Origin of the sequence: Herbidospora daliensis, from assembly GCF_001570585.1 — a bacterium.
Lineage (GTDB): Bacteria > Actinomycetota > Actinomycetes > Streptosporangiales > Streptosporangiaceae > Herbidospora > Herbidospora daliensis.
The window spans coordinates 154091-167523 of record NZ_BBXF01000008.1; the positions used below are offsets into that span (position 1 = coordinate 154091).

At 67.7% G+C, this 13433-nt stretch carries 5 protein-coding genes; 2 read left to right on the top strand and 3 right to left on the bottom strand.

The window, feature by feature from the left end; all coding sequences use genetic code 11:
* Positions 1 to 14 precede the first annotated feature (14 nt).
* On the bottom strand, positions 15 to 4817 hold the full coding sequence (locus AW274_RS33285; protein ID WP_062441098.1) for a hypothetical protein: 4803 nt from the start codon (positions 4815 to 4817) through the stop codon (positions 15 to 17).
* A 55-nt stretch (positions 4818 to 4872) separates the two neighbouring features.
* Here AW274_RS33285 and AW274_RS33290 point away from each other — a divergent pair, with 55 nt between their 5' ends.
* Both AW274_RS33290 and AW274_RS33295 read left to right on the top strand, forming a co-directional pair.
* On the top strand, positions 4873 to 5256 hold the full coding sequence (locus AW274_RS33290) for a hypothetical protein (protein ID WP_062441100.1): 384 nt from the start codon (positions 4873 to 4875) through the stop codon (positions 5254 to 5256).
* 41 nt (positions 5257 to 5297) lie between these two features.
* Positions 5298 to 8969, top strand: a complete 3672-nt coding sequence (locus tag AW274_RS33295; protein ID WP_062441103.1) for a CHAT domain-containing tetratricopeptide repeat protein — start codon at positions 5298 to 5300, stop codon at positions 8967 to 8969.
* Here AW274_RS33295 and AW274_RS33300 read toward each other — a convergent pair.
* Positions 8957 to 11731: a hypothetical protein gene (locus AW274_RS33300; RefSeq protein WP_157520869.1), complete on the bottom strand. Its 2775-nt coding sequence runs from the start codon at positions 11729 to 11731 to the stop codon at positions 8957 to 8959. The genes AW274_RS33295 and AW274_RS33300 overlap by 13 nt on opposite strands.
* Positions 11728 to 13410: a CHAT domain-containing protein gene (locus AW274_RS33305; protein ID WP_062441110.1), complete on the bottom strand. Its 1683-nt coding sequence runs from the start codon at positions 13408 to 13410 to the stop codon at positions 11728 to 11730. Before AW274_RS33305 ends, AW274_RS33300 begins: the two co-directional genes overlap by 4 nt.
* Positions 13411 to 13433 lie beyond the last annotated feature (23 nt).

Consider the following 13433-nt stretch of genomic DNA (forward strand, 5'->3'; position numbering starts at 1 on the left):
GGGCGAGTTTGTCCTCACTTGTCATTCATCGCGGAGCGAGCGGGAGTCGCGTCACTCGGCGGCGGCTCGGTGAAGAGTCCGGCTTTGTGCTCGGCGTCGCGTCGTAGTCGTGACAGCACCGTCCGAACGGAGTCGGGCAGGGCCGTGGCCTGGAGCCTGGTGGTGATCGATAGGGCCACATTCGTCTCGCTGTCGGCGGGTGTGTCGTTCCGCCAAAGCTGTAAGGCGTTGGCCGCGATCTGCGCGAGCCGCGGGTCATCGAGGTCGCACCCCTCCAGCACCCGCCTCCATTCGCCCAGGTACGCCAGGCCCGTCAGTCGGCCGACGGCCACGCTGGGATGAGATCGGGCGACCGGAAAGGCCGAGAGCGTGGCTCTGGCCATGTCGGCTTCGGATCGGTTGCCTCCTCGTGCCGAAATTCTCCCCAAGTAGCCGACAGCAGCGAGAACACCCGCCAGATCGGTCTCCTCAAGGTGGCCGTACCCGCTTGTGCTGATGATCGCCGTGGTCGGGTTGCCGCTCAGTTCCACGGCGAGATCGCAGGCGTAGGGGAGCGCCTCAGTGGCGCCGACGGCGGCGGCCGCCATCACATACCGCCATGCCTGCCGGCCGGAGGGCTTCGGTCGGGCGGCGCGGAATCCGCCGGCGCCACGTTCGTCGAGCCGCACTCCGGGACCCGGCCGTGCGTCGATGAGGAATCCGAGGCCGGCCAGGCCGAAGATCGCCAGCTCGACTGCTCGGTCGTCCCCTGCCAGCAGGGACAACAGGTCGGTGATGCCGCCTCTGGTTCGGGCGAAGGCCATGGACCAAGGCCAGGCCTGCCGCCCGGCGATGCCTCGGACCTCCAGGGCTCGGGCGGTGTGCAGCGTCAGCCTCACCCCGCGCTCGCGGTCGATGGCGAACACCCCGGTCACCAGTGCGGCCAAGGATTCCAGCCGGTCGGGGTCGGCGTGCGCGGCCATCTCGGTTATGACGTGTTCGACGTGGTCCAGCGCTCTGGAGGCATTGACGACGTCGAGGTCGGCGATGGCCGCCGCGGTGATGAGCATCCTGGAAGGTGATCCGTCAGGGACAGCGCCCATCACGATGGCAGTCGCCTGCACGGGAAGCAGACGATGGGCGGCCGCCGCCGCCACCGGCTCGTCGTCTTGGTCGATCAAGTTCATCAGACGAGCTTCGGTCTCCGGCTTGGTGAGCACGGCCCACGCAGGCGTGACGTCCTGAGAGGAGTCCGTCTCCAGGTCGTTCAGGAGGTCGGCGACATCGTCGGCGAGATCGAACCGGAACCGGTACCGGAGAAGGAGGTCGTGATGGGGCGCGCAGGCGAGTTCGGCCAGCAGACGGCGGCGTTCGCCGGTCAGCCGGACCTGTTCCTCATGTCGTGCCGCGTCGGCGATCTCGGATTCGATGCCCTGGAGTCGGTCAGAGCACGAGGCCGTCCAACGGTGGCGGACAGCGTCGGTCGAATCGGCTTGGAGAGCCCGGAAGGCTGTCATCGCCGCGTCGGTCGTCGGCCAGGGCTGGGCCGGGTCGACGAGCTCGGCGATGCGGGGCAACAGGTGATGGAGGCCGGCTCGCCCGGCCAGATCCAGCGCGGCATGGCGGACCTGTGGCGGGGTGCCGGAGGTGAGTACTGCGTGGATCGCCTGGCGAAGTGTCGTGCGGACGCGCCCCGAGGCCGGTTCAGGCGCGCGGTGCATCATCCGTTCCAATCCCCGCAATGCGGCTACGCGCGCCGGGGCCGACACGGATGAGTCGGTCACCAGGGAGCCCAACAATTGTCTGGCCCCGCGTCCCCCGAGATCTGCCAGCGCCGACGCGGCGCGAACTCGCTCGTCTTGACGTAGGCCAGGCAGCGCGATGCGGTCGCGGAGGTCGGCACGCAACTGCGGCAGCAGGGCACGGGCGGGGGTGCGGGCGGCGCGCAGGAACTCCACGGCCAAGCCCTCGTCGTACCGCATGGCTTCGTCGACCAGCGCGGAGACGGCGGGGTCGTCTCCTTCGAGGCTGTTGAGCAGCAGAAGGATCGGCACATGCCAGCGGAAGTCCCTCACCCCCTCCAGCAGTTCCGAGCGGTTGACGCGAGCGAGCGCACGAGCGGAGAAATAGTCCTGAATCAAAGAGGATTCGAAGGTCACACTCGCGGCTTGGCGGGTGAGCAGACCGCATGCGACCAGGTCATCGACCATGTCTTCGACGTCGTCGGCGGCCGAAACGGCAGGAAGATCCGTGAGAGGCAGACGTTCCGATCTTCTGCGGGTCAGTTCACCGGCGATGGCGGACAAGACGCGGTCTCTGAGGTGAGCGTCGATTCGCGAGGTTTCGACCAGCCTGCCGACGTATCGGCCCAACAGCGCGTTGACCGAAGGGTCGGCGTCGGGTTCCTCCGCGAGGATGTGGATCAGCGGGAGCACCGCAGGCGACCACAGGGTCGGGGAGGGCCATCGAGGGATCCCCTCACCCCCGTCGGCATGGTCGTCGACGAACCGATCGATCAATGATCGGCCGGTGTCACCGTTGGAGGCCAGCGCGCGCTGCAGGAAGGGTCGAACGAGGGCGGGAGCGGGCGGGGCCAGGATGTGGATGCTGAAAGGCCCGATATGTGAAGTGCTGCCTGAAGTGTCGGCATGAGCGCCGATGCGGCAGGCGATGACGACAGAGCTGCGGCGGCCTTCATCGAGGGCCAGGTCACGGAGCCATTCGAAGATCCCTTCTCGCCCGTCGACGCCGAGATGATCCAGGTGATCGACGAGGAGGCGGACCGCCCCGATGGCCAGGAGCGCGGGAAGCTCCTGTGCCCAGTCTGTGGGCAGTCCGCAAGCCGTCCAAGCGAGGCGCAAACCGTCCAGGTCGCCGACTGCCGACAGGTCGGCGGCGCTCACCTTCAAGGGCAGGAATGCGGGAGCCGGTGATGGATCACTCTCGATGTCGGGTGTCATCGAGCGCAGGCGAATTTCCTCGAGCAGAGTGGTTTTGCCGGCAAGGGCCTGTCCAAGGAGGACGACGTGCCGGTCCTGCCTGAGGAGTAGCAGGGCGTCCTGTCCCGGCGGATGACCCCCACCGGGGTATGCGGTCAGCGGGACGTACTCGACACGATCTCCAAGAGATGTCGGATGCGCCGATTGATCTCCCAGGACGCCCTTCACCAGACTGTCACGAAAGGAGGCCAGCGTCTGTTCGACGAGGGCGTCGCGGACGCCTCGACGGTCGAGTTCGGTCACCAGTTCGGCCGCGATCTCGGCTGCATCCCGGCTCCGGCCGTCCAGGATCGGGATCAGTGCCCGGGCGGCTGCTGTCAGTACAGAGATCTGCCACCTTTCGAAGACGCGATCGCTCCGCCACATCTCCGATGCCGCCCCACCGGCCGCGACGACGGCGCTCATCCCCGCGGCGGTGTGACCGTGGTCGCCCCACTTGAAGGTGCGGTTCACAGCGATCACCAGCTGTGCGGCGTATTCGCGCCACCAGGCGGGGCCCGACTGGGCCGGATAGACATGACAGCCCTGGACCCTGACCGCCCACAACAGGCGAAACGAGTTCTCCAGATCGGGGGCGACCTCCCGGATGACCTCGACGAGGGCCGCTTCGACGGCGGCTGCCCGTCGCGCGGAGCCAGGGGGTGCGGTCGCCTCCAGGGCGCGGCAGGCCAGGCCGAGCAACCGCTGCAGCAGGAGCATCTGGCCGAAACCGTGCCGACCGGCCAGCACGTCACGGAGTAGTCCTGTTTCCAGCCAGGCGTAGTCGCTCAGCAACGGCTGTCCGGCGTCGGTCTTGTCGAAGTCGATCAGGAAGGGCCGGTCAGCGCAGACCACGATGTTGCGAGGATTGAGGTCGCCATGGACGAGCGCGACGACCCGGCCCTGCTCTTCTCGGGTGAGAATCTCGTAAAGGCAGCCGAATGGCAGGTCGGTCTGCTCCCTGCCCCAGAAGAGGTGCGCTCCTTCACGTCGCAGGTCTGGGCACAACCTGGACATCAACGACCAACTGGCGCCGGCGAAGGTCTCAGCCACCTTGCCGGTGATCTCGGCGACCTCGCCCGGAACCGGCGCAGCGTCTGCCGCCACCTTGATCTTGAGCCCGTAGTACTCACCCCACAGGCCGTCCCGTCCGGGGATCAGCGTCAGAGGGAGACGGACGCGGCCGAGTCCGGCCTCGGTCGGAAGGGACAGACAGGCGGCCAGCAGGGTGTCCGAGTCGACGAGGGGGCCGTCGCCGTCGTCGGGGTCCAGTGTGAGCATGCAGCCGAGCGTTCCGGCCTGACTCCGCAACGAGTCCGGACCGGGTTGCGGTTTGGCTCCGCCGTACAGCACCGAACCCGCCGATCGGGCGAACCGGGCGATGACGTCGATCAGTCGATCGACGGTGTCGTGACAGCCCTGGCGGGCCAGGTCTTCGAGAGTGGCGAGAGACTGATCGGGGCTACCGGAGAAGGACGTGACGTGGCCATAAACAATCAGTTCTCTCTGCCCGCGGATGCGCTTGGTCTCATCCAGCACCGCCGGCGTGGCCAGTTCGACGGGCGCGCACAGGACGTTCGACTTGCCGGCGAAATACTTCCTGTAGGCACCCCACTCCCGCGCCAGTTCTTCGGCCGGCCCGAGCTTGGCGACGTAGCGCCAGTGCCCCTCATCCCAGTAAGCGGTGATTTCGAAGACGTCGGCGCCACCTCGTCCGCCCGTCAGCACACCGTCCACGACGATCCGGTCGGGCAATCGCGCCCACCGGCTCTCACCCTCGGACGAGGCGACCAGCCGGTGCAGCGCGTCCCGCGCCCCGGCAGGAGCGCCGTCACCGACGGAGATCCGTGGAATCGGCACATTCCCTCCGCTTCTCATCGCCTACAGTCAGTATGCATAGGCAGGGGATATCGCGATGTTGCAAGAACCACCCGAGCTGCCCACCTCATGGGCGGACATCTGCGCGCTCAAGCGACGGCTCAGGCAGTCGGCCCGGGAAACGGGGCATTACCTGCTATGGCGAGACCTCGACGACGACGCCAAGAAGGGCCTCGACACCATCGAGGGATGGCTGGGCCTGTGCGAGAAGATCGCTGAAGGCGGGGAGTGGTACGGCTCCTACATCATCAGAGACGGCGCGGCCGAAGATGACGACGACGGCGAGCAGTTGTACGGGTGTCCCAACCACCGGCGTTGTGAGCGGGTCATGACCGCCTGCCCCCGGGGGCGGCCCATCTGCGAGCTGTCGGGCGAGCCGATGGCGGAACTCCCGTCGCCCGATGCGGGAGGACGTGCCTGAGGCCGCGTCCCCCCTTCCTCACTCCGGTCAAGGTGGTTGCCATGCCCGACTCTCACCGGGATCGTCTGCTCATCGACCGGGCCCGGATCATCGAGCATCTGGGAACTCTGCGGGCCGGTGACCTGACCCGGCTGCTGTGGCTGAACAACCTCGGCAACCTCTCGCTGGCGCTCTACGACTGCACCGGCGAGCTCGAGCACCTGCAGGCGGCAGTCGATTGGCACACCGCCGCCTGGACGCAGTCGCCGGGTGACGACCCGGGACGCGCGGGGTTCGCCGCCAACCTGGCCACCAGTCACTTGCAGCGTTTCCGCGCTCGCGGCGACTCAAGCGATCTGGCCGCCGCCAGGGAACACATCGAATCGGCTCTGGCGATCACGCCGAGCGGACACGAGCAGCTTCCGGGACGGCTGCACACGCTCGGCAACGTGCTGGAGGTCATGTTCCGTCGCCATGCCGACCCCGAAGTCTTGGAGGAAGCCACCCGCGCCCGGCGGCGGACACTGGAGGCCGTGCCCGAAGGTGCCCGCGGGCGTTCGATCTTGCTCACGGGTGCGGGCAACACCGCCAAACTTCGCTATGAAACCCACCTCGATATCGCCGATCTGGATGCTGCTCTCGCATTTCACGAGCAAGCTCTGGCCGAGGCGCCGTCAGACGCCGTCCGCGCTGCGGCCCGAAGCAATCTGTCGAACTGTTACGCCGATAGGTTTCAGATCTCGGGAGTTCAGACTGACCTGGCCGCCGCCCTCGATCTCGCAGAGGGCGCTCTCGCCCTCACTGCGAAAGATCACCCTGAACGGGCCGGACGCGCGAGCAACCTGGCATCCATGCTCCGGGCCCGCTACGACCACGAGGGTGATCCCGCGGATCTGGATCGGGCGATCGCGCTCACCGAGGGCGCCTTGGCGGGGCATCCCGCCGGTTCACCGGGCAGGCCGGCTCTATTGGGCAATCTGGGAGCCGCTTTGCACACCCGTTTCCGGCATCGCGGCAGCGGCGCTGATCTCGAGACGGCCGCAGGTCTTCTTCGCGAAGCGGTGACTGCTTCCGGAGTCTCCAAAGCTGAGCTTCCGCGTTGGAAGAACAATCTCGGCAACGTGCTGAGCAGTCTGTTCCTGCGCACGTCCGACATGCGGGACCTCGATGAGGCGATCGACAGTCTACGCGGGGCCGTGGCTCTGACGCCCGGGGCGCATCCCCAACGGGCGGCGCGACTGCACAACCTGGCCGGGTCGCTGCACCGCCGAGTGGCCTATCGCGGTTCCGTCGCCGACCTGAACGAGGCCATAACCTGTTATTCCGCCGCCGCCCAGGCGGCTCCAGCCGGTCGGCGACTCGCTTCCGCGGCCAACGCCGGACTCGGCGCCACGCTCGGTCTGCGCTTCGCCCTTCAGGGCGACGGAGAAGACCTCGACGCGGCCGTCCGCCGGCTCCGACTCGCCTTACGTTTCGTCGGCGATCTCGATCCCGATCGCCCCACGTGGCTGGTCAACCTGGCCGATCAACTGATCAGGCGTTTTCAGCACACCCAGGATCGGGACGCGCTCGACGAGGCGATCGAGGTGCTGGCTCAAGCCACGAGAGCCACTGAGCCCGGGCACCCGTTCCAGTCGCTGCGGCTGGAGACCCACGGCCGGGCGCTGGCGATGCGCTTCGAGGCTTTCGCCGACCTCGCGGACGCCGACGCCGCAGTGCGGCGATGTGAGCAGGCGGCGGACGCAGCCCTCGATCCGGTGGACCGCGGCACCGCGCTTCATGTGCTGGGCGACGTGCTACAAGCCCGCTATGTGTACGCGGCGGGCCCCGAAGACCTGAATCGAGCCGGTGCGGCGTTGAGAGAAGCGGCACGTATCCTCCCGGCCACCCATCCCGATCATCCGATCGCCCGGCGCAGCCTGGCCCTGTGGGTGCGCTTCTGCGCGGCCCTCAACCACGATCGGCATGCGGCGGATCAGGCGGTCGATCTGCTGGAGAGTCTGGCTCGGCGGACATCTCGTCCGGGACGGCCGGACCCCGTGACACTGATGGAACTGGCGACGGCCTACCGTGTCCGCTCCGAACTGCCCGGAGACCCCCTGCGAGGGCGAGAGGACCGTTCGCTGTCCCGGCGGACCGGCCAGGAGGCACTCCAGGCCTGTGCCGAGGAGGTCCTGCTCCAACCGGGCACCGCCGACGGCCTGGCCGTCGCCCGCCGGACGGCCCGTCGGGGCTCGGCTGTCATCTCCTGGTGTCTGCTCGACGACGAGGTCGCCGAAGCGGTGGAGGTGATCGAGTCGGCGCGCGGGCTGGTTCACCGAGCCGCGATGTTCACCGGATCCACCGGGCGGCGGTTGCGTGCGGCTGGACACGACGATCTGGCGACGCGGTGGGAGGCGGAACAGGCTCTGGCCATCCAAAGCCGCGGGACCATGGTCGGTGCGACGGCGGTCGCCCCGCCGGATGCCCCGATCATGCCGAGTCGCCTGCGTGGCGAAGTCATCAGCGTGCTCGCGGGCCGGGGGCTGGAGACCGCGTTTTCGCCGGACGCCCTGTCGGCGACCTTGGCTGAGACACGCACCGATGCCCTCGTCCATCTCTTGCCCGGTACGGCCGAACGGCCCGGGTACGCGGTGCTGACGCCCGCCCGAGGCCCCTCACGGCGGCTGATCTTGGACGACTTCCATGCGGTGCCGGGCGGCCACCTGTCGGTTTTCGTGGACGCGTACAACAGGCTCCTGGTGGCGGCCGCAAGGGAGATGCGCGGCCCCGACGACGAGGATCCGCACCGCGAGCGCCGGCGATTGACCGAGGCGTGGATCGCCACCCTGCACGCGCTGTGTGACTGGGCATGGGAAGCGGTGATGGCACCCGTCCTCACGGCGGTCGGCGATCTGTCCCCAGCGTGTGACGGCGCGCCTCCGCGCCTCGTCCTGGTCCCCGTCGGACATGCCGCGCTGGTTCCCTGGCACGCCGCCCGGACCCCCACCGACGAGGGAGGACACCATCACGCGGTGGAGGAGGCGGTCATCAGTTATGCCGCCTCGGCGGAGCTCTTCTGCGAAACCGCCCGCCGTGGACGGCTGTCCATGGACGGCCGTGCCCTCATCGTCGGAAACCCCACCTTCAACCTGCGATACGCAGAGGCCGAAGCGCGGCAGATCCTTCGGCGCTGCTACCCGTCCGGTCAGTTCATCGGTCCTCCTCGTGCAGGTGAGCAGCTCCACGTGACAGCCGAAGACCTGACGTCACAGCTGTCGGGCGAGGCTGCCTTCCCCGTCATCCACCTGGCCTCCCACGGCTACGCCGCCGCGGATCCGGCACGTTCCCGGCTGGCGCTGACAGGTGGCAGGTCGTTGACCATCGAGCAGTTGCTCGCGCACGGACGGGGGATCGGGGACAGGTCCGCCGGACCGCTGGTCGTGCTTTCCGCGTGCGCGTCGGGAATGAGCAACGACGACTTCGACGAGATGATGACGCTCACCACGGCCTTCCTCATCGCAGGAGCCTCAGCCGCCGTCGGCTCACTGTGGATCGTGGACGACCGCACGACCGCAGACCTCATGACCACCTTTCACGAGTTGCTGACCTCGGATCTTCCGGATCCGGCAGATGCGCTGCGGGCGGCCCAGATCGAGATGATTCGGGCCGGTCGTCAAACCTCGCCCGTGCCTGGCCGCCGTTCTCCGGGGGATCCGTACTGCTGGGCCGCCTTCACCCATCAAGGGAACTGACCTGGCGGCCGCTCGATGGGTGGGCGGCCGGTGGATCCTGAGAGGGTCGCGATCGTGGTCGACGCGGCCGCGAAGCGCGCCACGAGGTCGGAGCGCTGGGAGGACAGCGGTTCCAGGCGATGGCGCTGGAGGGCCTCGTCGAGAAGGGCCGCACGTCCACTGTCGAGTGCCAAGACCGCTTGGGCGAGATCGCCGGCCATCACCTTGGCGGCCGCGGCCTCGGCGGCGAGCTGCCCGGCGACGCGCAGCCAGTTCTCTTTGTGCGCGCGCAGAAGTTGACTCGTGAAAACCTGCCGCAGCGCGGCCAACGCGTGGTCGTAGGCCTCGACCGCGTCGGGCGCCGCTTGCCGGGCCATCGCCCACCTGCCCCAGTTCCGCGCTGCTTCCAATGCCCACAGCGCGTCGGTCAGCGCGCCTTCCCGACACGCGGTGCGGAACGCCTCGGTGGCCTCGCGGAGATCGGCTCGGGCGTCGGAACGGGTGTGACGATCGCGCAGGAAACAGCCCGCGCTGTTGAGGTACACGGGTCGAGACGGCGAGGTGGGCGGCAACAGATTCAAGGCTGATCGGATGAGGTCGATGGCGTGATCGAGATCAGCGTCGGCACCGTCGCGCCGCCAGCGAAACCAGACCGCTCCCGCGTGGTTGGCGATGACACGGGCCCGGTCGGAGGATCGCGCGGGCATGGCGTCGAGGGCCTCGGCGTAGGTGTCCAGGGCGCGGTCGAGGTCGCCGGGATCCTGCGTACGCTCGTAGCGGTTCACGAGTGCGTTGGCGAGGTTGTCGAGGTAGACGGGCAGGTCAGGGGCGGTCGGCGGGGTTCGCAGCACGAGGTCGTCGAAGGCCGACAACGCGGTTTCGAGGTCGGAGATCTGGTTCAGGTGCCGATAGCGGACGCGGAGCGCGTTCCCCCAATCGTTGACGACACCGGCTCGATGGGGGGATTGAGGAGGCGTCGCCTCTACGGCCTCGGCCAGACGACTCACGGCCTCGTCGAGGTCGGCGTCGACTCCGCTGCGATCGAAGCGGGACAGCAGGGCGTCCGCGAGGCCTTGAAAGGCGTCTCGGCGCATTGAGGAGGCGCCGCCGAAGTGTGCCGACGCGGCGATCTGTGCCCGGCGGGCGGCGATGGCCTTCTGAAGGTCGTGCAGGTCGCCGGTGAGGTTGTAGCGATCATTCAGAGCTTCGGCCAGGTTGCCCAGATAGCGTCCCCGCCGGGGCCCGGTTCGTTGCTCACCCCCGGGAGTGACGAGCTCTGTGAAGCGTTGTATGACGTCGGTCAGCTCTTCCCGTCTCTGACCGGTCATCCTGCTGCGGCTAAGTCGTGCGAGAGCCTGATTGTTGCGGTCGCCCATCGTGGGCGGCAGACTGCCATTGCGGGTGACCGCGCTGTCGAACAGGGCCTGCGCACGTTCGAGGTCTCGGTCATCCCCGACGATGTGCCAGCGTTCGATGAGCGCGACCGCCAGGTTGCCCTGCTGGTCGGCGCAGGCGGGCGATCGCGGTGCGACGGCGTCCACGGCGAACTCGAGCAGCTCGATCGCCCGGTCGAGAGCGTGACGTGATCCGTCCACACCGAACTGCTCCATCAGGCAGAGGGCCAGTGTCGCCGTCCCCGTGGGTCCGATGATGGACTGCTCGTGCCCGGCGTGGAAGGCGCCTTCTCCCGCTTGTATCGCCAGGCGGAGCTCACGCTGGTCGCCGGATCGTTCGTACTGCGCCAGCAGGGCGTTGACATAACCGATACGCGCGTGTTGAGAGAGGCCCTCGCGGTCGTAGAGACGCAGGCCCCGGGCGAGATCGTCGGGGTCGCCGTGTTCTTCGTAGCGGGTCACCAGGGCTTGGGCAAGGGTGTGCATCTGCCGACCGCGGTCGGCCGCAGTCGAAGGACTGAGCGCGAGAGCCCGTTCGGCCGAGGAGACGGCCTCCGTCAAATCGGAGAGGTCGCCGAGGCGGCGGTGCCGAGCGAGCAGGGAGCCGGACAGGTTCGCCAGGCGCAGCGGCAGGTCGGGAGATCGTCTCTCGGTCAGGTCGATCGCCTGCCGATAGGCGTTGATCGCTTCGGTCATGTGGCCGGCTTCGCCGGTGAGGTCGAAGAGTTCCTGGAGGGCGGTGCCCAGGTTCGTCAGGTGCAGAGGGCGATTGGAGTCCTGAGGTCGTCCACGACTGACCGCCTGGTGGTGGGCGGCCAGCGAGGACTCCAGGTGGGTGGTGTCATGGTCGATGAGATAGCGCTCGAAGTGAACCAGCCCGAGATTGTCCAAGACGGTCGGGACGAGATCGTCATCGTCATCGTCGAGAGCGAGTTCAGCGGCCAGGGTGAGGACCTCGCCGGCCTCCTCGAGCAGCGATCGCACGTCGGTGTGGGCGTAGGACGTGCGCAGGCAGTTGCCCAGATTGTTGAGGACGTACGGATCGCCGTGTGATGTGATGACGTCCGCTTGCCGGTAGACGCGCAGAGCGTAGTCCAGGTCGTCTCCGTCGCCGAGAACCCCGAAACGCTCGAGCAGTGCGCCGCCGAGTTCACCCACCAAATCGGGGTCGGAGGGGACGAGGAGGGAGATCTGCTCCCACAATTGCACAGCCAGCGTCGCCGCCTCGACGTCGCCGGTCTCGGCGAATTCCTCTCCGGCCGCATCGGCGCGGCGGATGAGGTCGTCCAGGTCCGGTTCCGCTGGAATGTCGTCGTTGAACAGGGCCATGTCCTTGTCATCCTTAGCGCCGGGATTCACACAGATGATCCGGTCCCCCGGATCGGTCAACGCCCGGCGACTGTGGCTGTGGGGGAGCCGTAGACGCTGTAGGCAAGCCAGGTCGGATCGCCCGCCTCGTCCATGATGTCCAGTCGCGCCGCCATCGTCGCCTGACCCAACGGCTTGCCACGTTGACAGAAGTGCTCGTAGAAGCAATCAGCGAACCGGGCTGCCGACGTCGACCGCACCCCCCAAAGGGAACCGATGAAAGCACCCGCGCCGATTCGCAGGAACGTGTCGGCCCACCCCGTGTTGGTGCGGATGGCCGGCGCCTGACCTGCTGTGCGGCATCCGTTGAGGAAGACCAGCGGGTTGCTCTTCCACCGGTTGCGATGCGCAGCCAGCTCGAGGTCGACGGGCCGCAGTTCGCCTCCGTGCAGTCGTACGGCCGGCCCGTGGGGCAGGGAGTATTCGTGGTGTCCGGCCAGATGCAGGATCCCGGCGAGATCGGCCTCGACGAGGGCGTGCAGATCGTCGAGGTCTTCGATGACGGGATCATCGCTGATGGTCTGGACCCTGTTCCGGATCGCCGCCATCTCGGCCGAAAAGCCATCGGCGTGTCCCTCATCACCGGGCTGCGGTGGTGGTGCGACGCAGACCAGGCGGTTCACGGCCAGCCTTTGCACCCGTTTGTGCCCGTAGGTCCAGCGGACGATCGGCACCGTCTCGGCGAGGAATCCGTTTTCCCGGTCGCCGTCCACCGGGTAGAGTAGTTCCCACGGGATGACGTCCAGTTCGCTGACGATGGTGAGGGAGCTGATTCGGCCAGCTTGCGCCCAGAACTGCTCACGCACCTTCTCGGGCACGATGCCCCATAGTTCGGCTCCCCTGCCTTGAAGCCGGCGGCGGATCAAAGACGAGGAATCGTGAGAGGCTTCACCGGCTGCCATGCGTGTCAGTTCATCGACGATGCGTTCGACGATCTGCGATGGATCGGCGGCGAGTCGGCTCACCGACTCGGGAGCGTTCATGACCTCGCCGAGGAATTGGAAGCGGTATCCGTCGTTGTCGCGCTGGACGTGAAGGGTGACCTCTCCGGGGTCGGGGGGAGCCGAGGAGAGAGCGGTGGCCTGCACTATCGGTTCCTGGCCGGAGACGACGGTTTGAGCTGCGAGCTGGACTGCGGTCTCACCGAGCAGCGTGCCATTGCGGAAGACGCGCACGGTCACCCTGTGCAGACCTGCGGTGTGGGCAACGAGGCCGAACCGTACCGGTTCTGAGTCGCCGTCGGCGGGAACGGTCAGTTCGGCTTCCATATCGTCTTTGACGACGAGAGTGGGAGCCCACAAGGAGATCAGGACCCGAGCTCCGTGGGACGGGACGTCGAAAGCGCGCAGCGCGGCCCCGAGATCGGAGTCTGATCGCGTGATCCGGACGTAGAGGGGCACGCGCTGTCCCAAGGCCATGTTCTCCGGCGCCGACACCTCCAGGAACCGGACCAGCTGCGCGGTGCGGTAGCCCTCCTCCTCAGGCACTTGGGTGCGCAGCCAGGCGCGGGTCTGCTCGTGACGGGTGAGCAGTTTGCGCAGCCTCTGCTTGGCCGCAGGGCCGCTGGGCATGCTCATGGCCAGGTCGAGATCCCGGATGAAGGTCATGGCAGTGCCGGAGTCTCCGATCAGCGTTGCCGCCAGCGGCCGGATCCGCTCGGCGAGAAGGCGCCACTCCGGCTCGGTCAGCGATGCGCGCACCGCGGGCTCCTCACAGTCTCCTG